This is a genomic window from Sphingobacterium sp. G1-14, from assembly GCF_002196555.1.
GTDB classification, from domain to species: Bacteria; Bacteroidota; Bacteroidia; order Sphingobacteriales; family Sphingobacteriaceae; genus Sphingobacterium; species Sphingobacterium siyangense.
In genome coordinates, this window is sequence record NZ_CP021381.1 from 3,400,466 (window position 1) to 3,423,694 (window position 23,229).

Consider the following 23,229-nt stretch of genomic DNA (forward strand, 5'->3'; position numbering starts at 1 on the left):
CGCTCCATTCTTATATTTTGGAAAGTGTAAGCATGAATCGTCTAAACAAGTTTAAGGTTTTTTTTTGATTTTATTGCAACCGGTTGCAAATTTTTGTAATATTGTATTAAACAAGCAGGTAGCTTGGATAACCAAATTATAAAGTATAAACGACAGACTGAGCCATTTCTTCCATCGCATTGGAATATTGATCTGTTTTGTACGTAATATAGTCTTTTTCAAAACACAATACATATGACAACAATTAAAGGTCCTGCCATCTTTCTCGCACAGTTTATCGGTGATGAAGCTCCGTTCAACTCTTTGGACTCAATCTGCCAGTGGGCAGCAGCCCTTGGCTATAAGGGTATACAACTACCAACTTTGGATGCCCGTTTTATCGATCTAGAAAAAGCAGCGCTCGATAAAAGCTATGCACTTGATCTAAAAGCTAAAGTACAGTCATTTGGATTGGAAATCACCGAACTTTCAACCCATCTCCAAGGGCAATTGGTGGCTGTGAATCCAAGTTTCGATGATCTATTTGATGCCTTCGCACCACAGCATTTACATGGTAACCCTCAAGCAAGACAACAGTGGGCGATCCAGCAATTAAAATATGCCGTACAAGCTTCCAACAACCTCGGACTTAAAGCGCTAGCAACCTTTAGTGGCGCCTTTCTATGGCCATTTATATACCCTTGGCCACAAAGACCAGCTAACCTTATCGAAACGGGTTTTGCTGAACTTGCAAAATTATGGTTACCCATTCTCGATGAATGTGACTTGTATGATGTCGACCTATGTTATGAATTACACCCTGGAGAAGATCTCCATGACGGTGCTACTTTTGACTTATTTCTCGAAAATGTAAATTACCACAAGCGGGCAAACATTCTCTATGATCCCTCCCATTTTGTTCTTCAATGTCTTGACTATCTTCAATTCATCGACATTTACCATGAGCGAATTAAAATGTTTCATGTTAAAGACGCTGAGTTCAATCCTTCTGGTCGTCAGGGTGTCTATGGTGGCTTCCAGAGCTGGCAGTCAAGAGCCGGTCGTTTTAGATCAATTGGTGATGGCCAAGTGGATTTCAAATCTATATTTACCAAACTCACACAATATGATTATCAAGGCTGGGCTGTACTGGAATGGGAATGTGCATTCAAGAATGCTGAAGATGGTGCGCGGGAAGGCGCGCTGCATATTAAAGACTATATTATCCGTGTTACTGACAAGGCATTCGATAATTTTGCTGCCGTCGAAACCAATGATAGCCTTAACCGTAAACTATTGGGTTTATAATTACAAAAGATATCGGCATTAAAAATTCAACTTTATGCACAATACAAAACTAAAAATGGGCATGGTCGGCGGTGGAAAAAATGCATTTATTGGGGCTGTACATCGTATGGCTGCAGGAATTGATGGTCAGATTGAATTATGTTGCGGCGCACTGAGCGCTGATCCCCTCGTTGCAAAAGAATCCGCCGCGCTTTTAGGTCTTCCAGAGGAAAGGAGCTATGGAAGTTATCAGGAAATGATTGTCAAGGAAAGTAAGCGCCCAGCGGATGACCGCATGAACTTTGTCAGTATAGTCACGCCGAATTTTGCTCATTTTGAACCAGCAATGATGGCGCTGGAACATGGATTCCATGTCGTGCTTGAAAAGCCGATGACGCTGACAACAGAACAGGCCGTATTGCTCCAACAAAAGGTAGCTGAAACAGGATTGATACTCTGTGTTACATACACCTACTCGGCCTATCCGATGGTAAAACAAGCTCGTCATCTTGTCAAAGGGGGCCAATTAGGTTCGATTAGAAAGATTATGGTAGAATATCCGCAGGGTTGGCTCAGTAAGATGATCGAAAATGGTCTTTCTTTGGCCTTTTGGCGAACAGATCCCGAAAAGAGTGGGAAAAGTGGTTGTATGGGCGATATTGGAACACATGCTGCCCATCTAGCAGAATATATTTCAGGTTTAAAAATCACTAAAATGTGCGCCGATCTTCAAACATTTGTGACCGGAAGAAAACTTGAAGATGACGGCAATATATTACTTGGATTCGAAAATGGAGCCACAGGCGTACTATCGGCATCTCAAGTTGCCGCAGGAGAAGAAAACGCATTAAAAATTAGAGTATATGGTGAACTTGGGGGATTGGAATGGAACCAGCAGGATGCAAATACACTCATCTTTAAACAGCTCGATGCGCCGACCCAGCTATTTCGTGCAGGTCAACAGTACCTTTCACCAATCGCCAAACATAACATCCGTCTACCAGCCGGTCACCCCGAAGGATATATAGAAGCATTTGCCAATATTTATAGAAATTTTGCAGCCACGCTATTGGCATCTATGCAAGGTATAGAGCCGCGAGAAGAAGATACAGATTTTCCTACCGTAGCTGATGGTCTGCGTGGCATGAAGTTCCTAGAAACTGTGATTGCCTCGGGAAAATCAACACAAAAATGGACCGATTTTATTCGTTAGATATATACTTACCATAAGTGGCCAATGTCATTTGCTACCTGAACAAACGACATTGGCTGCACACTTTAATTTTTCTGTATTGACTGAGACATCTGGTTCAAATATCCCTCATAGTTTGAATAAGGTTCCTTGATCCTACCATTTGGTTTCAGATAAAGAAATCCTTCCTGATTATCCAAAATGACATTAAAATGGTTCAGAATCTGATTTCCAAATAAACTTGGTCTGCCATTACGCTTGGCCGGATCAGCGGCATTCGTCACAATATCTTTAAATTCAACACCAGCTATTGAAGCATTCAAACGGATAATCTTCCGGTTACTGATCATGGTAAGTGGCTCTAGATCGTCCCAATTGTGTCCTATACTGGTAAAATCTTCACCTAACAACATCGTGCCATCACGACCTGTATCAAAAAGGAACCAAAAATCAAATTGCCGTTGATTATGTCTAAAAGCAGCTTTAAACTTTGGTCGATTTTGTTCGTAAAATATCGGAAGCTTTGTATACTCCTTTGCTTTGGTGGGGAGATCGCGATGAATTACCAATTCCATTTTGTCATAATCGATTTCAATAATGTGATTTCGAAAGAAACTGTTACCTATAATAAGATCTTCAAAGGACTTCATATTGCCGACCTCTGTCATTGATACATTTTTCCATACCATAGACCCAATACGCAATTGATTGCCTAGGCTTGTCCGCTCGCTATTGACCCCGTCGGTATTCGAAACTGTCGTAAACGATGAAAATGATAAATCCAGCTGCTTTGAGTTATTTCTATTAACAACACCTGTTCCTGCTCCTAAATCAAACTGTATCGCGACATTTTTCTTGTTAATTGTTCCATTCAGGAAAATCCTTGAGCCAATAAGACGAAAAGGTATTGGCATAGGAAACGGATCATTTTGATCCAATACAGGTAGATCAGGTGGTAGTTGAGCATTTATACGAATGTGACAAGAATCCGTACCATTCAATAGTACGATGAACTCATACATTGCTCCAGGTTTAGTCATAACAGTTAATTCCTCCTGATCTGTTTTAAAAACGACTGTGCTTTCTTTCGTTGGAATATTCACGAAATAGACATCAGGGTTTGCTTTAGGATCTAATTTCCAGTCGACATGGCAATAGGCGCCATCTTTAATACCGACTTTCTCAGATGAAGCTTTGATCAAAGGTATCCTATTTTGTGGAAAGACGTTCGTCATCGTAAAAAGAGAAAGAAAAATAACAAAGGTAGCCAAGGCCATATGGCTTTTCCTTTTTTGATAGCGTGTTTTCATAATTTTGTATTTTTTTCAAGATCAAAGAAAAAAAATACCAGACGAAGAGTACACTTTTGCATCCCGACAATGTCCCGACAGTTACCCGACAATTGTATAATAGTCGCTATAAAATACAAATATCGGGCAAAATCCGTGCATTTTCACCTTTATTTAATCCGATCGCATTTCGCAGTATAACGATTATATTCATAAGGATCCAACATAGCGGAATAAGCAATTTCACATTGCTTTTAATACCTAGCCAATCGTTGAGTATAAAAATAACAAGCATCAGTAACACCGCGATTAAGGTAGATAAGATTTGTATTGAGATTAACTGACGGACCTTATACGAATGCTGTTTTTTTAACAGCATGATTGCAATGGGCACCAGAACATTTAATGGAGGCAATATAGAAAAGGGTAAGGAAGAAAGGTTGATAATCTTGATCCATGTGAGATTTTCGGATTCAGCAGGCATATCATATGCGGAAAACTCCGATTCGTCCACATGCAATGCCTGTGCAAGTGCACGAAGGGTGTAGCCCTTGGGTGGCTGCCCCGCTTCAATCCGCTGAATTGTTCTTACTGAAATACTTGATTTTTGTGCTAGTTCCTCTTGGGTTAAATTGAGTTTCTCACGTAATAATTGTAATTTGTTCATAAACAATAGATCGATCTTACGACCAAATTTACAGAATTTGGCCGTAAAAATTCATCAAATCTAAAGTTTATGGTTTCTTGGGAAAGTTAGCATCCTCTTCGGTAACCGTCTGCTCGTCAAGCGTTAAAGGAGCTGGAGGTATTTCGGTTACATTACGCTCAATTTCCTGCGTTTCAACGTGCACAGCATATTGCGAGGGTTCAATAGGGATTCCCATTACAGTGGCATACTCCCTTGTGTAGATTGCACCAAAATATAAAATGGCTGCTGTGTAATAGACCCAGAGAAGGATCAGCACAAATGAACCTGCCGCTCCATACGTATCTTGGGTTGCAGAATGCTCCAGGTAGACTCCAATTAAATAACGTCCCAATACAAATAAAATTGAAGTAAATAAGGCGCCCGCACGTACTGTCCGCCAATGTATATTGACATCCGGAAGCGCTTTAAATATGACACTAAATAACAAGAATATAATTCCGAAGGACAATGCAAAGTTAATCCCATCCATTAACATCACCGTTATGTCCGGAAAATAATGCTGTAGCTGATCTGTCAATGCTAATATTACACCATTTACAATCAATGTAACAACTAACAAGAACCCCAAACCAATTACCAAAGATGAAGACAATAATCTATCCTGAATCAATTTTAGCCAGCCTTTTTTCGGCTTCGCCCTTACATGCCAAATCTTATTGATCGAATTCTGTATATCCCCAAAAACAGTCGTTGCTCCTAAAATCAATGTAATACTACTGACAAGCAATGCCAGGTTTGACTTTCCTGAAAGTTGCAAATTCTGAATAACCTCTTGAATCTGTCTTGCGGCACTGCTTCCCACCAATCCACGGAGTTCCAAGAATACTTTCCCTTCAATCGCATCCTCACCATAAAAAATTCCGGCTAAGGCAATCATTAAAACCAATATTGGACCAATAGAGAAAACAGTATAATAGGATAATGAAGCACTATACTTCATCGAATCCTCATTCAAAAATCCCAAGACCGTACTTTTTAAAATTCGCCAATAGGTTTTCACCTTACTTCTACTTTTAGTTCGTTCATCCATGTTCTTGTACTTTGTACTCAAGAACAAACCATTGAGAAGCGAAGAAAGTTTGTAATTAGTGTGTTTTAATGCGAGTAGTCCGCTATAGTTCCCTGGAGAACCAAGCGATTGTGGTCTACAACTTTCAGACTCAGCGTAATATCTGAAGCGATGGTTTTCAATAATAGAATCGGTGATATTTTAGCTTCATTTGGCCAATCTACCAAATGAACTGCAACATGGGATAGCTCAGCTGTTTTATTGTAAGCCACATTAAGTTTATCTATATCCTTTGACGTGGTCAGCAGACTAAACTCCTTATCTTGTTTTTGAAACCATTGATAAAATAATTTACTGGGGAGGAACCTGCGCATGTCGTTATCTCCACGAATCGCTAATCTTACTTCGGGAACTTTCGTTTCGTAGGGTGTTTTCTCTTCGATCGTTTCGAAATTTTCGTCAACCGCATAATTAATAATGGTATCTATTTGAATGACCTTGTTTTTCAAAATTTCAATATCGACGTAATTTCCATCCAAATGTGCCATAATAGAATCAGCGGCTATAGGAAGTTCGCTAACTAATTGCTTTAGCTGATTTTTAAGTTGACTATTAGGGATATTGATCCAAGCTTTACCTATGTATTTTGCGGAAACAAGTTCTCTAACAAGATATTCCTTCGGAAAGTTCCAATCTGTTGAGAAAAATTCGCCAGACACATCGAGATGGTTTCCTTTCAAATCAAGCTCAATAAAATTATCCGTTGAAATATCACTATAACGCAGTGATTTACCTGTCAATGTACTTGGACGGTTAATAAATTGTTCGATGGTAACCCGGTCTTCTTTTGATTGAATTAGCTGAAGCATTTCTTCTTTCTTTGTATCAAGATCAAAGCCTAGACTTAGCAGCAGATCATCCCCTTTCCAGATAAATGCGATTTTGCTCGGTTGATGATAGGCATAGCTCACATCAGGGACTAGATTACTTTCCACTGCACCAACCTGTATCACATCTTTTAGAAAGGTCAAAAATTGTTGCTTATCCTTTAGCTGAAAAAAAGCATAAAAGTTTTTGGGATGGGGCTCCAAAGCAAAAAGAAATACATTCGCTTTGATATCAATTCCGTTGTCTTTGAGTTTACTTAGTTTTTGGCCAAAATCTTGCCCCTCTTTCGGCGCTGACTGCCATTTATTAAAAAACTGATTCAAAAGAATATCATCTAATGATACGGTCAACAAAGCCTTACTTTTTTTATGGACCAATGATTTGTAGGATTCTTGCTGTCGTAGTATGTAACCGCCCCAGGCAACGATCGCCAAAAGTACGAGGACAGCTACCGTCCAAAGTATTATTTTTTTAATCATATCAATTGAATCAGTAATTTTGGTTGTTTATCTCCTAAAAGCTCCTCTGAAAGATCCCTCAAGCTGAAAAAGTTATATTTCGCAGTATTAGGCGCTCTAAGAAAAACCTAGATTCGAAATTTTGTTCTGAAACAGATTCTATTTAAAATAGACCGATGAATCTTAAAATAGAGCAATGAATCGAAGACCGAAACAATGTCTTCTCTTGAAATAGCGCAAAATACTAGTTTTCAACAATGCACTTGATACCTCCTATTTTAAATCAGTAATAGCAAAAGTATCAAATGCCTGGAGATCTTTTCATCCCTGAAATCAGGGAATTGGGGAATTTAATTAGGTTTCCCGAATTAATCCGTATTCAATAGCCGATTTTACTGCAGCAGTAACACTTTTGGTTTGAAATTTCTCCATTAGATTCTTGCGATGGCTTTCTACCGTATGTGAACTGATAAACAATGAATCTGCAATTTGGTTTGTTGTCATTCCTTGCGCTACGAAAGTAAGCACTTCTTTCTCACGACGTGTTAATTTTGGCACTTGCTTAAGCCCCATTTCCACTTTCTTATTCAAGATAGCCTGAGTTTTTTCACAAAGATATCTTCTTCCAACAAGAACAGCGGAAATGGCAGCAAGTATTTCATCACCATTCGCATTTTTCTGTAAATAGGCATTTGCCCCCTCATTTAAAATGCTGTTGATCACTGCAAATTCATTGTGGACACTAAACGCAATAATTTTTAAATCCTTATTACTATCCTTCAGGTCTTTAACCAAATCGATACCGTTAGCATCCGGTAGATTGATATCAAGTAGCAATACCAATGGCATATCAGTGGCAATACGATGGAACAGTTCAGTCGCGCTCGAATACATGCCCACTACTTCAAAATCCTCATGCGCATTTATTATGTTTTTCAATCCCTCAAGTAGCAAAGGGTGATCGTCTGTAATCGCTATTTTTATCATTTTCCAAAAATTTAAATCATGGGTAATTCCAATTCAATGGTTGTACCCGCTCCATTCTCCGACATAACCTTCATTTCCCCGTTTAGAAACGAAAGTCTTGATCGCACATTATGCATTCCTGCAGAATGCTGCAAATCGACACTTTCCATATCAAAACCCTTGCCATCATCTTCAATTGTAATGTGTAAACGTTTATTATGTGAAGAAAGCTGTATTAAAATGTTGGTCGCATTGGCATGCTTCAACGCGTTATTCACCAATTCTTGAATAATTCTATACAAAGAAATCTCCTGTTCCGTACTTAGGCTTGATTCAAATTGTAAAAATTCACATTCAACTTGACATGTAGATTGACTCATTCGGCTTGCATAGTCTCTTAAAGTTTCTTTCAAACCATATTTTACAATTAAATCGGGCATAAGATTATGCGCAAGACGGCGAAGTTCATCGACAGCCCCGTCTAGCAAATCAATGCTTCGATCGATTCCTGCTTTCATGGTGTCTTGCTCCAAAGCATTTTTATTGATGGCTGATAATCCCAATTTGGTACTTGACAGTAAACCTCCCAATCCATCATGAAGGTCGCGAGCAAGACGGGTACGCTCTTTCTCTTCCCCAGCCAACATCGCAGTCAGGTTTTTAATGGCATGTTGTTGATTATTCTTTTCTATCTCAAGCTCATGCAAATGTTCCTTTTGTTTCAATGCCTTTGAACGCTGCCAATAGGCGTAAAATAACAATACGATCACAATCAAACAACTGATAAATAACCAGATATAGATCGAATTCATCCGTGATTTGAAAGCAATCTGTTTTTTGGAAACATCAAGCTCCTGTAAGCGTTGTTCATTTTCCAGCCGGCTTAATTGCAGATCCTGCTCCTTCTTATCCCGTTCGAGCTGCAATACTTTAAGTTGCTGGGTTCGATTCAGTTCATTTAATTTCAAATTCTCCACCAGTTGATGCTGCCTATCATTCAAGGCTTTCATCAACTTGATTTGCTGTTCCTTTTTCTCCCCTTCCAATCGAAGCCGCATTAACTTTTGGTTTTGCAGTTCACGCTCATACTTCAGCTCCAGTTGCTTCGTCTTATCGAGTTTATCCGAATTAAATGCTTTTTCAAATACATCTATGTAGCTTTTTTGATAATTGAAAGCCTCTTCATATTTACCTTCTTCAACACTTACTTCAGCCAGTCTACTAAATAGGCTTAGCCCCACTTGATAATCGTAATGGGCCTCTCTTTGAAGATTGTACAGTGCCTGCTGCAGATATTTTTTCCCTTCCTCGCGATGCCCCACTTTGAAAGACTCATCAGCGAGGATACCATAAGCAGGTATTGTAATGGCATATTGCCCCGTTTCAGCAGCAATATCTAAAGCCTGTTTGGCGTAGGATATCGCTTTCTTACCGCCATTATCAGGATAAAACTCATGGTACAGATTCGCTAGATTAACTGAAACATACGCTAGATCAGTCGGATTAACCAGATGCTTCTCATTGTTATTGATCAAATTATAAGCCTCAAGATAGTGTTGTTCAGCTTTCCTCAATAGATCACGATCTGCATTATTTGATCTATACTCCTCTTCAAATAGATAACCAGCCTGCATGTAGGCGTCAAATAGGCTATTGACATTCTTCCCTTCTTTAGCCGTTTCTAACAAAAGAGAGGTATACTTTTCTTGAAAATCATAATTGCGTTGGTTTGCATATATTGCTGTCAGTTTCTTATAGACGGCTAGTTTTCGAGCGATATTTGCGTCAGTCTGTGAAGCTTTCTCTAAAAATGAAATTGCTTTATGAAATTGAGAAACGGCTTCATCCTCCTTATTCTGCCGTGTCATAACCCATCCATCACAATAATATACATAGCCTTTAATTCCATTATCGCGGACAATCGGTAGCACAGATTTAGCATGTTCTAAATAATACCGTGATTTTTCATATGCATGATCGTTAAAGCTGTTCATTGCTGCAATACAATTCAAATAAGCATAATATTGCTTGTCAGGATAATTTCTTGCCAACTGAATATTATCATTAAGCAGTTGACTGGCCAGTACTTTTTCATTATTAAAATATAAGGCCTGCGCATATTTTCCAGTCAATACAAACCGCTCCTTGCTTCCTAAAGCAAGACTGTAATATGATTTCTTTAACTCTTGCAGCTGTTCTTGGGCAAGAATATCACTACAAAGGCACAAAAAAACAAAAAATATTAGTACCGATCTCCAAAAATTTTGAATATGCCCCATAAAAAAATAATTGTTCTAGCTATGTGAATTGGCCAAACTTAGATAAATTTGCCCTTATACGCAATTCATTCACTCGAAAAAAACTTAACTTCTCGCTGTTATTGACCTAATTAACCGAACCTTACCGAACAAAAAATTGTACCTTTGTAACAATGAAATACATTTATCTATTTCTTGCTATAGCCGCTGAGATATTTGCAACCACTTTTCTAAAGAAGTCTGCAGGTTTTACCCTTATAAAGCCTACTCTCATCTGTATTGTAGGTTATATCATTGCCTTCTATTTTTTAAGCATCACACTTAAATACCTACCCGTCGGGATATCCTATGCAATTTGGTCTGGGGTTGGTATTGTAGCCATTACACTGATTGGTATGTTTTTATTCAAACAGATCCCCGATACAGCAGCCATTATCGGCATGGTCTTGATTGTCGTTGGAGTCATTATTATTAATCTCTTTTCAAAAATGGGCGCACATTAGCTGATCTAAGATCTAAATTTGTATTTTTGTAACTTACATAAATAAAAGGATACGTGTCGTTAGAGAAACTAAAACTTAGCAAAAGATTGACTGCTACGATGACCGAACTCGGTTACCTAGCTCCAAAGGAAATTCAAAGTAGATGCATTTCCAGAATTCTTGGTGGACAGGATGTGATTGCCATTGCTCCGGAAGGTGCTGGAAAAACCACAACTTATGTCTTATCTACCTTGATGAAGTTGAAATTCACAACAGATGAAGCTCCGAAGTTTTTGATCCTGGCGCCTAATGAAGAACGTATCGACGAAATTGTTGAGAGATTCTACCAATTAAGCAAAAATAAAGGTCTTCGCATAATTGGATTGCGGGCTTCAGGTAGCATGGAAGAAGAAATCGAAGAACTGGTTGATGGAAAAGATATTGTTGTAGCTACTCCAAATCGTGCAAGAGCGATCTATCTTAAATTGGCCTTGAATCTCAATCGTATTCAGACATTAATTATTGATGATGCTGAAGAGATTATCAAACAAGGAATGCAAAATACAGTAAGGGAATTAGCCGAAAGCTGTGGAAAAGTACAACATCTGGTTTTCAGTACTGTTGAACACCAAAAACTTTATGACATGATCGACAATTTCATGAATGAAAATTGTGCCTCAGTCGAAATAGATGAACTTGAAAATGACACTGTCGACACCCTAGATCTATTATTATATCATGTTCCTAATTTCACAACAAAGATCAATTTATTAAATCTTCTGTTGCAGGATAAAGAAGTATTTCAAAAAGTAGTCGTCTTTGTAAACTCGAAACTTACTGCCCAAAAGTTGGCCAGCAGTTTGTTCAGTAGAAATAAAGAAGAAATTGCTATCCTCAATCCATTGTTCTACGACGATTTCGGCTACGAAACCATGGAAGATTTCAAGGAAAATAATCAATCTCGTGTCTTGATTATTGCACGGGAAAATACAAACGATGTGGACCTTTCCGCTATTCCATTCATTTTTCAATTTGAGTTACCAAATGAAAAGGAGGAATTCTTAAATCATCTTGTTAAAAATGACGATAATGAAGAATCGGTCGTGTTGACTTTCACAACAGATCTGGAATTACCAATGGTCAAAAAAATAGAACAGGCCGTCGGTAAAAGAATGGATGTTTTGGAATTACCTGAGGATCTTGCAATCTATAATCCCATCACCGACAAAAAGAAAAAGTCGAGCAAGGAGGAAGATAATAAAGAAGATCTTTCCCGTGGCGGGGCTTTTCACCAAAAGAAAGAAAGCAATGCCAAGACCTTTAATTATGGAGGCGGCGAAAAGGCAAAAATGACGATGAAAATGAAAAAGAAATAAAAATAGAAAAGGGAAGTTTAAAACTTCCCTTTTCTATTTTTATTTCTTGTGCTGACGGATGTATGCTAATCCAATAAACCTGTTTCATATACGATGCCCTATTATTGATTCAGTGAATTCCGGACGCTGATACCGTGAAGTCGCTGTTAACTGTAAGCCTACTTTAGAATTTTCTTCAACAATTTAATATACGCATTTGCGATTCTTTCCATACCTTGATCATTTGGATGAGCATAGTCTACAGTCGAATTCAGATCCAGATTAAGCTCTTGGCTCGACAATAAGAAAAGCTGGCGAACTCCTTTCGATTGTAATTTTTCAAACGCAGCTTTCAATACCCGGCTGCTTTGCTGATACTCTGCATTTTTATCTTCATTAAAGACTTCTGCTATACTCCCCGAGCTATGCTGGGTCAAAATGATAGGCGTTGCGGGATGTTCTTTTCTTAAAAATGTCACCGCATGGACCAACAAAGAATCCAATTTTGTTTCTGTTAACGTTTTCGAAATAGCCAGATTGGGAATACAATCGAGAATATAGCAGGCGGCATCTTCTTGGTTCATCATATTTAAAATAGGTTGCTCGAGCCGGCCATTTCCAGAGAAACATAAATTGATCACCTCGTGATTAAATGCCCTTCCTACCTGACTGGTCCAAGCCAAACCAGGACGGCTTGTACAGGCCCCCTGTCCAATCGAAGTTCCATAGACAACAATAGGTTTTTCCGTTGTAGTAGGAGTATATGTTAATTTAGCCGTATTTGGCACACCAATCTTTAACCACTTAACAGTATTGTAGAGCGGAAGATATAAACGGTAATTAAATTTTTCATTGCGCCCGATATTCTTCCACGTATAAGAAATAGTATCGGAAAAATCATAACTGCCATAAGCCCACTTCCATTCTTTCTTTGCCGTATCATAAGCATAAAGATCCAGCCCACTAACACCTGTTGTTGGCATATGGGGCATATTTAAGCCTCCGACAACTTGGTATTGAACTGTAATCTCAGGCGAAGAAGTTTGAAAGTCAATATAGAATCCTGCGCTATTCTTACCTAGCTCCCATACTGGTTTACGTACCTGACTTTCCAATTCATCGGGAAGTCTGTTGAAGGCTGAAAGCTTCTGATTCTCCAACCTACCTTCTACATGTTTATCTTCTAGTGGAGAAAACCAACTATAATTCTCCTGCGCTTTAATGGCAGAAAAAGACAACAGAAAAAACGCTGTCAACGCAACTTTTGATAACATATAATAATTTAGCTTTAAGTTTGATATAATTGATTATAAAAAAGGAGCCTATTGGCTCCTTTTTATTGTGATTTATTTATTATACTATAAAATAGCTTGTCTAACTCGTACCAGTTTTTCCATCAAGCCTTCAAGTAAATCCAAATGTAACATATTGGCGCCATCAGATTTCGCATTTGCCGGATCAGGATGTGTTTCTATAAACAGACCGTCAGCTCCCACGGCGATAGCTGCTTTCGCGATCGTTTCAATTAAAGCTGGTTTTCCTCCTGTTACGCCAGAAGTCTGATTTGGTTGTTGCAAGGAATGTGTACAGTCCATCACTGTTGGGACGTTAAAAGCACGCATTTCGGGAATCCCTCGATAATCTACAATGAGATCCTGATAGCCGAATGTATTGCCACGATCAGTTAAAAAAACCTTTCCATTTCCAGATTCCACGATCTTATCTACTGCAAATTTCATAGATCCAGCGCTCAAAAACTGGCCTTTTTTTACATTGACCACCTTATTCGTTTTTGCCGCCGCAACCAATAAATCAGTCTGTCTGCACAAAAATGCTGGAATTTGAAGAACGTCAACGTATGCAGCTGCCATTTCTGCTTCGTGGCTCTCATGAATATCTGTCACCGTCGGTACACCGAAAGTTTTCCCTACTTTTTCTAAAATCTTCAGCGCCTTTTCATCACCTATTCCCATAAATGAATCTAGACGGGACCGATTGGCCTTACGGTAGGATCCCTTGAAAATGTAAGGAATATTAAGTTTATCTGTAATTGTAACAATCTTTTCAGCAATACGCAAAGCGATTTCTTCTCCCTCAATTGCACATGGCCCTGCCATTAAAAAGAAATTCTGCGATGTCCCATTCTTTATTTCGGGAATGTATTTGTTAATCATATAATTATAAAAATATTAATTGCCAAGCTCTGATAAAAATTTGATTCGCATCAATTGGAGATCTTCATAACTGTAATCATCCCCGCCAAGTTCTTTAAGCGCATCATTAATTGAATCAGTCTCCGCTGTCTTAAAATAGTCGTATACCTCATCCTGGCGATCCTCATCAATAATCTCATCAATAAAATAATTGATATTGATTTTTGTACCCGCATTTACAATCGTCTCAATTTCCTTCAATATTTCCTCATAAGTTATCCCCTTAGCTGAAGCAATATCATCCAATGCTATTTTACGATCGATATTTTGAATAATAGACACCTTTAATGCCGATTTATTAGCTGTACTTTTAATGACAAGATCTACAGGTCTATCGATTTCATTTTCCTCAACGTAGTCTTTGATCAAGGAAATAAATGGAGCGCCAAATTTAATCGCTTTACCATTCCCTACTCCCTGGATCTGTTTCAACTCATCGATGGCAATTGGATAATGTGTACACATTTCTTCCAGCGAAGGATCTTGAAAGATCACAAACGGAGGCAGTGACTTCCCTTTTGCAATTTTCTTGCGTAGGTCTTTAAGCATCCCCAACAAGACGGTATCTAAGGCTCCTGTGCCGTGCCCTGTATCTTCCGAATTTGTGCTATTCCCTCCTTCTATTGGACGATTCAAAACAAATTTTAGTTGATAAGGGTTATCCAGATAATGACGGCCAATATCTGTCAATTTTAAAAGGCCATAGTGATCAATATCCTTTTCGATAAAGTTATCAAGCACTGCCTGTCTAAGTAAAGATTTCCAATAGATAACACCTTTCTCTTTACCCGTTCCGAAAAGACGATGTTCATCATGTTTATAGGAAGATACAGGTTGATTATTTTGACCAATCATGACGTTGATCACGTGATGATCATCAAATTTCTCGCCCTGCTCCTGGATGAAGCCCAGTACATTTTTCAGGGAGTCCTCGGCCTCAAAATATTCTTTCTCCGAGCGACAGTTGTCGCACATATTATTACAGCCTTGCTCGTCAAAATTTTCTCCAAAATAATGAAGAATTTGTTTACGACGACATACTGCAGACTCCGAATAATCAATAACCTCTTTTAAGATCTGCGTACCGATCTCGCGTTCGGCCACAGGTTTATCTTTCATAAATTTGGTCAGCTTTTCAACATCTTTTTCCGAGTAAAAAGCCAAACAATAACCATCTCCGCCATCACGTCCAGCACGTCCAGTTTCCTGATAGTATCCTTCCATAGATTTTGGTATATCATGGTGAATGACATAACGAACGTCAGGTTTGTCTATTCCCATACCGAAAGCGATGGTAGCCACAATAACTTCGACGTCTTCCATCAAAAATTTATCCTGTGTATCAGCTCTCGTTTTCGCATCTAGACCAGCATGATAAGGTAACGCTTTGATGCCATTTAGGTTCAAAACCTCACTGATCTCTTCTACCTTTTTACGGCTCAAACAATAGACAATACCAGTCTTTCCCGATTTGGTTTTGATAAAACGAACAATCTCCTTAACAACATCCTTTTTTGGCCGCACCTCATAATACAGATTGCTCCGATTAAATGATGATTTAAATAAAACAGCATCATTCATCTGTAAATTTTTACGGATATCCGACTGAACTTTGGGAGTAGCAGTTGCCGTAAGAGCGATAATAGGGATATTGGCACCTATTTCGTTGATTACCTGGCGTATTTTACGATATTCTGGTCTGAAATCGTGCCCCCATTCCGAAATACAATGCGCTTCGTCAACCGCTACGAAAGACACGGTAATCTGATGTAAGAATTCCAAATTATCTTGCTTGGCAAGGGATTCTGGAGCTACATACAGCAATTTGGTCTTCCCGGCGAGTACATCATCCTTAACCTTTGTAATTTCGCTCTTATTCAATGATGAATTTAAAAAATGAGCGATACTATCTTCGCCACCGAATGCACGAAGCTGATCTACCTGGTTTTTCATTAAAGCAATCAGCGGAGAAATAACAATTGCAGTTCCCTCACTCATAAGAGCAGGAAGCTGGTAGCAAATTGATTTTCCTCCTCCGGTTGGCATTATTACAAAAGTATCTCTTCGTTGAAGAATACTAGTTATAATTGCCTCTTGATCCCCTTTAAAAGTATCAAAACCAAAAAAATCTTGTAAATTGTCGAAAAGTGATTTTTCTATTTCCATTGCGCCTTGGGCAAAAATAAGATAGATAAATGAAGAAATAATCTTGAAAAATAATCTATTTTTGCAATCTATTCTAATACATAAAAGTAAGAGTATTTTTTGTGAAAAACAACTACGAGATAAAAAATATAGCTATTCAAGCTATTCAAGAAGAAGCCAAGGCGGTAGCTGCTTTAGCTCAATATATTGATGATGATTTTGTTACCGTTGTCGATCGTATTCTAAATTTACAGGGCCGCGTCATTGTAACTGGAATCGGCAAAAGTGCCATTATCGCTCAAAAGATAGTTGCAACGCTAAATTCGACAGGCACACCATCGATCTTTATGCATGCAGCTGACGCTATCCACGGAGACCTTGGTATTATCCAACAAAATGATTTAATTATTGCGATCTCTAAAAGTGGTAATACACCTGAGATTAAAGTACTTGTCCCCTTTTTAAAACAGACAAAGAATGTTTTGGTTGCTTTGGTCGGAAATACGGAATCCTATCTCGCTAAAAATGCAGACTATATTTTAAATACCACCGTTGAGAAAGAAGCTTGTCCTAACAACCTTGCGCCGACTTCAAGTACAACTGCTCAGCTAGCCATGGGCGATGCGCTTGCTGTCGTTTTACAAGAGTGCCGCGATTTCACGGATAAAGATTTTGCAAAATACCATCCAGGAGGAGCATTAGGAAAAAAACTGTACTTAAGAGTCGGCGATCTATCCGATCAGAACGGCAAACCTAGTGTCCAACCGCAAGCCACTGTAAGTGATATCATCATCACCATAACAAAGTTTAGACTGGGAGCTGTAGCGGTGTTGGATGCTGACCACATACTCGGCATCATCACAGACGGTGATATCCGTCGTATGCTGGAGAAACACACCAATTTAGCGGCAATTACTGCCGCCGATATCATGGGAAAATCACCAAAAATCATCGACAAAAATGAATTGGCAGCCAATGCTCTCCATATTATGCGTGAAAATAACATCACACAACTACTGGTTTCCGACAAAGGGAATTATGCTGGTGTTATCCACATACAGGATCTATTGAAAGAAGGTATAATATAACTGTAATAAAGTTGTTAGATGTACAATAAATTGGCAATAAATATTAAATTTGGCATATCAGTTGTACTATTTTAATCGTAAAGTAATATTTTAGAAGCATGAAAAAGTATATAACAATCTTAGCAGTGATCATTTCCTTTATAGGTTTTTCTTCGATGCAGACAGGACAAGGGGAATTTAAATTCGAAAAAGAAACCCATGATTTTGGCAAAATTCCGGCCGGTACGCCCGTTTCGTATAATTTCAAGTTTTCAAACACAGGCAGTGAGCCAATTATCATTTCAAATGTTGTGCCTACCTGCGGATGTTCTGTAGCAGAATTTACGAAAACACCAATTAAACCAGGCGAAAGCGGAACGATCAAAGTAACTTACAATGCGGCGGCAAAAGCTCCATTCACAAAGAGTTTCACGGTACAGTCGAACACCAAGACTCCTGTAAAAACGCTATATATTAAGGGTATTGTAGAATAACAATGCTCGTAAATAAAACGAAAAAAGCCACATAATCATGTGGCTTTTTTCGTTTTATTTTGGTTAGCTTTGCACTACTAATTTTAAAAAAACTATAATGCCAGTAATATCAGAAAAAGGGCTGAATATGCCTGCGTCGCCTATTAGAAAGTTGACGCCATATGCTGATCAAGCAAAAAAAGAAGGTAAAAAGATATACCACCTCAATATCGGACAACCTGATATCCAAACACCTGAAGTGATGCTTAATGCTTTGAAAAATATACAGTTCAAAGTGTGGGCCTACACACCTTCTGAAGGTACAGCCTCTTATCGAAATAAGTTAGCAGAATATTATAATAAGCTAAATTATAATATTGCGCCAACAGATATATTAGTAACGAATGGCGGTTCAGAAGCGATTATGATCGCTATGCAAGCCTGTTTAAATGAAGGAGAAGAGATTATCATTCCAGAGCCATTTTATGCAAATTACAATGGTTTTGCGTGTTCCTCTGATGTTGTAATCAAACCAATCATGTCCTATATTGAAAATGGATTTGCATTACCTTCTATCGCTGAATTTGAAAAAGTAATTACCCCTAAAACCAAAGCGATCTGCATCTGTAATCCAAATAACCCGACGGGTTACCTTTATTCCAGAGAAGAACTCGACGCTCTTCGTGAACTTTGTCTAAAATATGATCTTTACCTTTTCTCAGATGAGGCCTACCGTGAATTTTGTTACGATGGCAGAGAGTTTATCTCACCAATGCATTTAGAAGGTCTCGAAAATAATGTGGTTATTTTTGATACAGTATCAAAACGTTACTCTGCTTGTGGTGCGCGTATTGGATGTATCATTACCAAAAATAAAGAACTATATCAGACTGCACTGAAATTTGCACAAGCTCGCTTAAGCCCATCGCTGGAAGGTCAAATCGCTGGTGAAGCTGCTGTTGATACACCAGACAGTTACTTTGAAGCAGTATCCAAAGAATACACCGCAAGAAGAGATACCCTCGTGAAAGGACTTAACGCCATTGAAGGAGTTTACTCGCCTAACCCAGGTGGTGCATTTTACGTCGTTGCCAAACTACCGATTGACAATGCTGATAAATTCTGCCAATGGATGTTGGAAGAGTTCTCTTACAATAACGAAACAGTAATGATGGCTCCCGCTACGGGTTTTTACAGTACGGAGGGCGCTGGTGTAAATGAAGTACGCCTTGCCTATGTGCTTAATCAAGATGATCTCAATAAAGCATTGGTTTGCCTAGAGAAAGCTCTTCAAGTGTATCCGGGACGTACAAGTTAATAACAAAATAACAGGACTTACGAAAGGCGGGACAGGCATGTTCCGCCTTTTTCTTTTTTATAGTTCCTTCCCATAAACTCCTTTTCTATTTGCATTTTAAAAAAAAACAAAACAAACTTTCGAGGCATCTTGTTCTTATTATAGTAACCAAAACGATTTCATATGGATAAATTGAAGAAATTCCAATTGATGGAAAAAATAGCAAGAGAATTAGAAGATGTCAGAAATAGTCAACAAGCTGTTTTGGAAAAAATAGGCAAAATCGAAGTTGATAACATTGAACTCGGCGATAAGAATATTGAAAAAACAATTCCCGATATCTATCAGCGTACAGCAGATAATTCAGATGCTATCAAAGCTCTTCTGGAGTCTTTTCAAGAGCAGACAGCAGAATTCGGAGAGAAAAACAACGTTGGAAAACTATTGGAACAGCAGCAGATCAATAGTGTAAAATAGCTAAAAAAAGGAGGCCGACTAAATAGTCGGCCTTCTTTTTGTTTTATGATTGTGCTTTTGCAGCCCTAGCTTTTAAATATTCTTCTTCAACAAAATGAAGCTGTTGTTCTGGTGTCAGATTTGAATTGTCCAAAACAATAGCGTCTTCGGCTTGCCGTAATGGACTTTCCGCACGCGTACTGTCGATACGGTCACGTGTAGAAAGATTCTCCACGACTTCTTCTAAAGTCACGTCCTCTCCTTTTTCCGTCAACTCCAGATAACGCCTCGCGGCACGTACTTTAGGGTCTGCCGTCATAAAAATTTTCAGATCAGCATCTGGAAAAACAGTAGTACCAATATCACGGCCATCCATAATAATATTTCGTCTGCTACCCAATTTTTGCTGCTGGGCAACCATAGCAACCCGAACAGCTTTGATTGCACTCACATCGCTGACTTTATCAGAAATATACATCTGACGGATCTCTTCCGAGATATCCTCATCATTTAGATGAATTTCTGTTTTTATTGCATTTGGGATAAAATCAATGTGGATATCTTTCAGTGCATTTTCGATCGCTTCTTGATCATCCAGCGCTATCTCATGCCGGATAAAATAGAGTGTGACGGCCCTATACATAGCTCCACTGTCAATAAAGGCAAACTTCAGTTTTTTTGCCAAAGCCTTTGCCAGGGTACTTTTACCGCAGGAGGAAAAACCATCTATGGCGATAATAAAATTGTGACGTCCACTCATTATTCGTTTCCTCCTATGATTACACCGGGACGATTGACCAAAGGAACCTTAGTCAGGTTGCCATCCACAATGCTTTCGGGTAAAAAGATATATTTTTTATCGTAAATAATATTATCAATATAAAAACTCAACCAATATTCATTTGTCAACCCGAATACCTGTTCGTCAATCGCTTCAACACGATCGAAAGATTTAGCTTCTATATTTCCAATAAAATGACGCAAAGTCGTTGTTGTTACTTGCCGACCATCCTTTTCACCATAACCTTTTGAGCTGATCAGCACATTCTGAATGGCAATGTTCTTGTCATTGATCACATAGACAGTCCAATTTTTTGTCTCCACCGTCTCACCTTCCAAAACAACGGCGATCATAATGTCTTTGACAATATTTTCAGGCAAATCTGCTTTCATCCTTATTTAGACTTTGTAGTTTTTTTAGCTGGAGCCTTCTTTGCTGTAGCTTTTTTTGCTACAGTTTTCTTTTCTGTTGTTTTTGCTTTGGTCGCTTTTCCTTTCGGAGCATCCGCCTCAGCCCATTTCAACACATCCGCATACGTGATTTTTTCGATCTCAGTTCCTTTAGGGATTTTCAGATTTTGCTTACCAAAACGAATAAATGGCCCCCAGCGTCCCTGCTCGATTTGAGCGTCTGGATTTTCATCAAAAACCCGAATCACTTTCTCGATATCTTTCTGACGTTTGTCTTTGATAATCTGTATCGCCTCTTCTTCTGTTACGTCCAAAGGATCAACACCTTTTGGTAAGGAGTAAAACGATGAATTGTGACGTATATAAGGTCCAAATCGTCCCACCGCGACAGTCATTTCTTTATCTTCAAATAAACCGACTTTTTTCGGTAATTTGAACAATTCCATGGCATCCTCAAAAGTAATGGTTTCGATCATTTGTCCCTTCCGCAAGGAAGCAAAACGAGGTTTTTCCTCATCGTCAGGAGAACCAATCTGTACCAATGGGCCGAACTTACCAATACGAACCGAAACGGGCTTTCCGGAAACTGGATCGACACCGAGCTCACGCTCATTATTCGCACGATCTGCATTTACTAAAGTATCTTCTACTTCAGAATGAAAAGGCCCATAGAAATCATGCAACATTTTTGTCCATTCGGTCAGTCCATGCGCAATATCGTCAAATTCCTTTTCTACGTTGGCCGTAAAATGAAAATCCACAATACCGTTGAAGTGTTCAACCAAAAAGTCATTTACCACAACACCGATATCCGTTGGAAACATTTTTCCTTTTTCGGCACCGGTTATTTCGGTTTTTGTTACCGCTGTTAATTCGGCATCCTTTAGTGTCAGTACACGGTAATCGCGCGATTTACCTTCACGCTCTTCCTTTACAACATAACCGCGGTTTTGAATAGTTGAAATCGTAGGGGCGTAGGTTGAAGGACGGCCAATTCCCAATTCCTCCAATTTTTTCACTAAAGCAGCTTCCGTATACCGTGCTGGAGGTCGTGTAAAACGCTCCGTTGCCGACATGTTTTTCAAAGTCAATGGCATACCAATGGCTAACGGCGGAAGAATAGCATTGTCACTATCTTCGTCCATCGCGTTGTCTTGATCGTCATCCAAGGATTCCATGTAAACTTTCAAGAACCCATCAAATTTCATAACCTCTCCCGAAGCATTCAAATCTTCGGTACGGGTTGAGATGTCGATCTTTGCCAATGTACGTTCAAACTCCGCCTCACTCATTTGGGAAGCAATTGCTCTTTTCCAAATGAGCTCATATAATCTTTTTTCGGATGCATCACCATCAATGGTGTGCTCAGAGAAATAAGTAGGACGAATAGCTTCGTGTGCTTCTTGTGCACCCGATGTTTTTGTTTTATATTTTCTGAGTTTATGGTACTGGTTGCCGTAAGCCGATTTGATTTCCTTTTCAGCAGCCTCAATCGCCGTATCACTCAAATTAACAGAATCGGTACGCATATAGGTAATTCGTCCTGATTCATACAGCCTTTGCGCCACCTGCATGGTGCGGGCAACCGAAAATCCAAGCTTTCTACTTGCTTCCTGCTGTAATGTTGATGTCGTAAATGGCGCCGCTGGTGAACGCTTTGCAGGTTTTGTTTCTAGATTTTTTACTGAAAACAGCGCTGCTTTACAATCTTCCAAAAATTTGGTTGCCTCTACTTCTGTTGCAAAACGCTGCGGAAGTTCGGCTTTAAAACTGTCTTTAATTTTGCCCGTATGAAAAAAAGCAACGATCTTAAAAGCCGCTTCTGGTTCAAATTTATTGATTTCACGCTCACGATCTACAATCAGACGAACCGCAACAGACTGCACCCGACCAGCAGATAAGGAAGGCTTCACCTTTTTCCATAGAACCGGAGATAATTCAAAACCGACTAATCGATCTAGAACTCTTCGCGCTTGTTGTGCATTTACTAAGTTATAATCTATTTTACGCGGATTGTCAATAGCCTTCAGAATAGCTGGCTTCGTAATCTCATGAAACACAATCCTTTTTGTACTTTCATCTTTTAATCCCAAAGTCTCAAATAAGTGCCATGAAATAGCCTCTCCTTCGCGGTCCTCATCGGACGCTAACCAAACGGTTTCTGCAGCTTTAGCCAATTTCTTCAGTTCACTTACAACCGCCTTTTTGTCGGAGGGAACTTCATACTTTTGTTCAAAATTCTTTTCGGTATCAATTGCATCATCGGTTTTCACCAAGTCGCGAATATGTCCATAACTTGACTTGACCAAAAAATCCTTTCCTAAATACCCTTCTATCGTTTTCGCTTTCGCTGGAGACTCAACTATCAATAAATTTTTCGCCATCTAATTTGAGATTTGTGCAAATAAAGGGAATTCTGAAAGGAATGACAATAATTTCTTGCAAAAAAGACAAAAAAAATAGATTTCATGTCAACAATTAAGAAATTTATCCGAGAGCAAAGGACCGCGCAACG

20 protein-coding genes are annotated in these 23,229 nt (G+C 38.9%); 8 read left to right on the forward strand and 12 right to left on the reverse strand.

Translation table 11 applies throughout. The annotated features are described in order from the left end of the window. Nucleotides 1-234 precede the first annotated feature (234 nt). Entirely contained in the window at nt 235-1,287 is a 1,053-nt protein-coding gene (locus tag CBM24_RS14405) for a sugar phosphate isomerase/epimerase family protein (RefSeq protein WP_075992828.1), read from the forward strand. Between the two features lie 34 nt (nt 1,288-1,321). Continuing rightward, the gene (locus CBM24_RS14410) at nt 1,322-2,479 is read left to right on the forward strand and encodes a Gfo/Idh/MocA family protein (protein ID WP_075992829.1); all 1,158 of its coding nucleotides are present in this window, start codon (nt 1,322-1,324) and stop codon (nt 2,477-2,479) included. Between the two features lie 65 nt (nt 2,480-2,544). On the opposite strand, the gene CBM24_RS14415 is transcribed toward CBM24_RS14410, so the two are convergent. The 6 genes from CBM24_RS14415 to CBM24_RS14440 form a co-directional block, all read right to left on the reverse strand. After that, nucleotides 2,545-3,768: a retropepsin-like aspartic protease gene (locus CBM24_RS14415; protein WP_088161738.1), complete on the reverse strand. Its 1,224-nt coding sequence runs from the start codon at nt 3,766-3,768 to the stop codon at nt 2,545-2,547. Nucleotides 3,769-3,874: 106 nt separating this feature from the next. Further along, on the reverse strand, nt 3,875-4,414 hold the full coding sequence (locus tag CBM24_RS14420) for a helix-turn-helix domain-containing protein (RefSeq protein WP_088161739.1): 540 nt from the start codon (nt 4,412-4,414) through the stop codon (nt 3,875-3,877). Between the two features lie 67 nt (nt 4,415-4,481). Continuing rightward, nucleotides 4,482-5,486: a YihY/virulence factor BrkB family protein gene (locus CBM24_RS14425; protein WP_088161740.1), complete on the reverse strand. Its 1,005-nt coding sequence runs from the start codon at nt 5,484-5,486 to the stop codon at nt 4,482-4,484. Nucleotides 5,487-5,551: 65 nt separating this feature from the next. Then, nucleotides 5,552-6,832: a hypothetical protein gene (locus tag CBM24_RS14430; RefSeq protein ID WP_088161741.1), complete on the reverse strand. Its 1,281-nt coding sequence runs from the start codon at nt 6,830-6,832 to the stop codon at nt 5,552-5,554. Nucleotides 6,833-7,165: 333 nt separating this feature from the next. Beyond that, on the reverse strand, nt 7,166-7,798 hold the full coding sequence (locus CBM24_RS14435; RefSeq protein WP_075992833.1) for a response regulator: 633 nt from the start codon (nt 7,796-7,798) through the stop codon (nt 7,166-7,168). Nucleotides 7,799-7,809: 11 nt separating this feature from the next. After that, nucleotides 7,810-10,005 (reverse strand): sensor histidine kinase, encoded by a 2,196-nt coding sequence (locus CBM24_RS14440; protein ID WP_198385916.1) that lies wholly within the window; start codon nt 10,003-10,005, stop codon nt 7,810-7,812. A 203-nt stretch (nt 10,006-10,208) separates the two neighbouring features. Here CBM24_RS14440 and CBM24_RS14445 point away from each other — a divergent pair, with 203 nt between their 5' ends. Both CBM24_RS14445 and CBM24_RS14450 read left to right on the forward strand, forming a co-directional pair. After that, nucleotides 10,209-10,538: a DMT family transporter gene (locus CBM24_RS14445; protein ID WP_075992835.1), complete on the forward strand. Its 330-nt coding sequence runs from the start codon at nt 10,209-10,211 to the stop codon at nt 10,536-10,538. A gap of 53 nt (nt 10,539-10,591) precedes the next feature. Next, nucleotides 10,592-11,893 carry a DEAD/DEAH box helicase gene (locus CBM24_RS14450; protein ID WP_088161743.1) on the forward strand — a complete coding sequence of 434 codons (1,302 nt, stop codon included), beginning with the start codon at nt 10,592-10,594 and terminating at the stop codon, nt 11,891-11,893. 158 nt (nt 11,894-12,051) lie between these two features. Here the strand turns inward: CBM24_RS14450 and CBM24_RS14455 are convergent, their stop codons facing one another. From CBM24_RS14455 to recQ, 3 genes are all read right to left on the reverse strand, one after another. Next, on the reverse strand, nt 12,052-13,146 hold the full coding sequence (locus tag CBM24_RS14455) for an SGNH/GDSL hydrolase family protein (protein WP_075992837.1): 1,095 nt from the start codon (nt 13,144-13,146) through the stop codon (nt 12,052-12,054). An 84-nt stretch (nt 13,147-13,230) separates the two neighbouring features. Further along, complete coding sequence (gene kdsA, locus CBM24_RS14460; RefSeq protein ID WP_088161744.1) at nt 13,231-14,046, reverse strand: 3-deoxy-8-phosphooctulonate synthase; 816 nt, start codon at nt 14,044-14,046, stop codon at nt 13,231-13,233. A gap of 15 nt (nt 14,047-14,061) precedes the next feature. Continuing rightward, nucleotides 14,062-16,251 (reverse strand): DNA helicase RecQ, encoded by a 2,190-nt coding sequence (gene recQ, locus CBM24_RS14465; RefSeq protein ID WP_088161745.1) that lies wholly within the window; start codon nt 16,249-16,251, stop codon nt 14,062-14,064. Between the two features lie 101 nt (nt 16,252-16,352). On the opposite strand from recQ, the gene CBM24_RS14470 reads away from it, so the two are divergent. The 4 genes from CBM24_RS14470 (at nt 16,353) to CBM24_RS14485 (ending at nt 19,544) form a co-directional block, all read left to right on the forward strand. Continuing rightward, nucleotides 16,353-17,318 carry an SIS domain-containing protein gene (locus CBM24_RS14470; RefSeq protein WP_075992840.1) on the forward strand — a complete coding sequence of 322 codons (966 nt, stop codon included), beginning with the start codon at nt 16,353-16,355 and terminating at the stop codon, nt 17,316-17,318. Between the two features lie 98 nt (nt 17,319-17,416). Beyond that, entirely contained in the window at nt 17,417-17,791 is a 375-nt protein-coding gene (locus tag CBM24_RS14475; protein ID WP_075992841.1) for a DUF1573 domain-containing protein, read from the forward strand. Nucleotides 17,792-17,888: 97 nt separating this feature from the next. After that, nucleotides 17,889-19,088, forward strand: a complete 1,200-nt coding sequence (locus CBM24_RS14480; RefSeq protein WP_075992842.1) for a pyridoxal phosphate-dependent aminotransferase — start codon at nt 17,889-17,891, stop codon at nt 19,086-19,088. Between the two features lie 162 nt (nt 19,089-19,250). Beyond that, entirely contained in the window at nt 19,251-19,544 is a 294-nt protein-coding gene (locus CBM24_RS14485) for a hypothetical protein (protein WP_075992843.1), read from the forward strand. 43 nt (nt 19,545-19,587) lie between these two features. On the opposite strand, the gene cmk is transcribed toward CBM24_RS14485, so the two are convergent. From cmk to topA, 3 genes are read right to left on the reverse strand one after another with little or no spacing between them, the layout of a single operon-like run. Then, nucleotides 19,588-20,283: a (d)CMP kinase gene (cmk, locus tag CBM24_RS14490; RefSeq protein WP_075992844.1), complete on the reverse strand. Its 696-nt coding sequence runs from the start codon at nt 20,281-20,283 to the stop codon at nt 19,588-19,590. Then, nucleotides 20,283-20,696, reverse strand: coding sequence for a hypothetical protein (locus tag CBM24_RS14495; RefSeq protein ID WP_046672862.1), 414 nt, complete (start codon nt 20,694-20,696; stop codon nt 20,283-20,285). Before CBM24_RS14495 ends, cmk begins: the two co-directional genes overlap by 1 nt. A 2-nt stretch (nt 20,697-20,698) precedes the next feature. Continuing rightward, a complete protein-coding gene (topA, locus tag CBM24_RS14500) occupies nt 20,699-23,098 on the reverse strand; it encodes a type I DNA topoisomerase (RefSeq protein ID WP_088161746.1) in 2,400 nt (799 codons plus the stop codon). Between the last annotated feature and the right edge of the window lie 131 nt (nt 23,099-23,229).

Coding starts and splice junctions, on each gene's coding strand:
- CBM24_RS14430 (WP_088161741.1), bottom strand. CDS start 6,832: ATGATTAAAAAAATAATACTTTGGACGGTAGCTGTCCTCGTACTTTTG.
- CBM24_RS14495 (WP_046672862.1), bottom strand. CDS start 20,696: ATGAAAGCAGATTTGCCTGAAAATATTGTCAAAGACATTATGATCGCC.
- kdsA (WP_088161744.1), bottom strand. CDS start 14,046: ATGATTAACAAATACATTCCCGAAATAAAGAATGGGACATCGCAGAAT.
- CBM24_RS14405 (WP_075992828.1), top strand. CDS start 235: ATGACAACAATTAAAGGTCCTGCCATCTTTCTCGCACAGTTTATCGGT.
- CBM24_RS14415 (WP_088161738.1), bottom strand. CDS start 3,768: ATGAAAACACGCTATCAAAAAAGGAAAAGCCATATGGCCTTGGCTACC.
- CBM24_RS14435 (WP_075992833.1), bottom strand. CDS start 7,798: ATGATAAAAATAGCGATTACAGACGATCACCCTTTGCTACTTGAGGGA.
- CBM24_RS14420 (WP_088161739.1), bottom strand. CDS start 4,414: ATGAACAAATTACAATTATTACGTGAGAAACTCAATTTAACCCAAGAG.
- cmk (WP_075992844.1), bottom strand. CDS start 20,283: ATGAGTGGACGTCACAATTTTATTATCGCCATAGATGGTTTTTCCTCC.
- CBM24_RS14475 (WP_075992841.1), top strand. CDS start 17,417: ATGAAAAAGTATATAACAATCTTAGCAGTGATCATTTCCTTTATAGGT.
- CBM24_RS14480 (WP_075992842.1), top strand. CDS start 17,889: ATGCCAGTAATATCAGAAAAAGGGCTGAATATGCCTGCGTCGCCTATT.
- topA (WP_088161746.1), bottom strand. CDS start 23,098: ATGGCGAAAAATTTATTGATAGTTGAGTCTCCAGCGAAAGCGAAAACG.
- CBM24_RS14485 (WP_075992843.1), top strand. CDS start 19,251: ATGGATAAATTGAAGAAATTCCAATTGATGGAAAAAATAGCAAGAGAA.
- recQ (WP_088161745.1), bottom strand. CDS start 16,251: ATGGAAATAGAAAAATCACTTTTCGACAATTTACAAGATTTTTTTGGT.
- CBM24_RS14425 (WP_088161740.1), bottom strand. CDS start 5,486: ATGGATGAACGAACTAAAAGTAGAAGTAAGGTGAAAACCTATTGGCGA.
- CBM24_RS14445 (WP_075992835.1), top strand. CDS start 10,209: ATGAAATACATTTATCTATTTCTTGCTATAGCCGCTGAGATATTTGCA.
- CBM24_RS14455 (WP_075992837.1), bottom strand. CDS start 13,146: ATGTTATCAAAAGTTGCGTTGACAGCGTTTTTTCTGTTGTCTTTTTCT.
- CBM24_RS14410 (WP_075992829.1), top strand. CDS start 1,322: ATGCACAATACAAAACTAAAAATGGGCATGGTCGGCGGTGGAAAAAAT.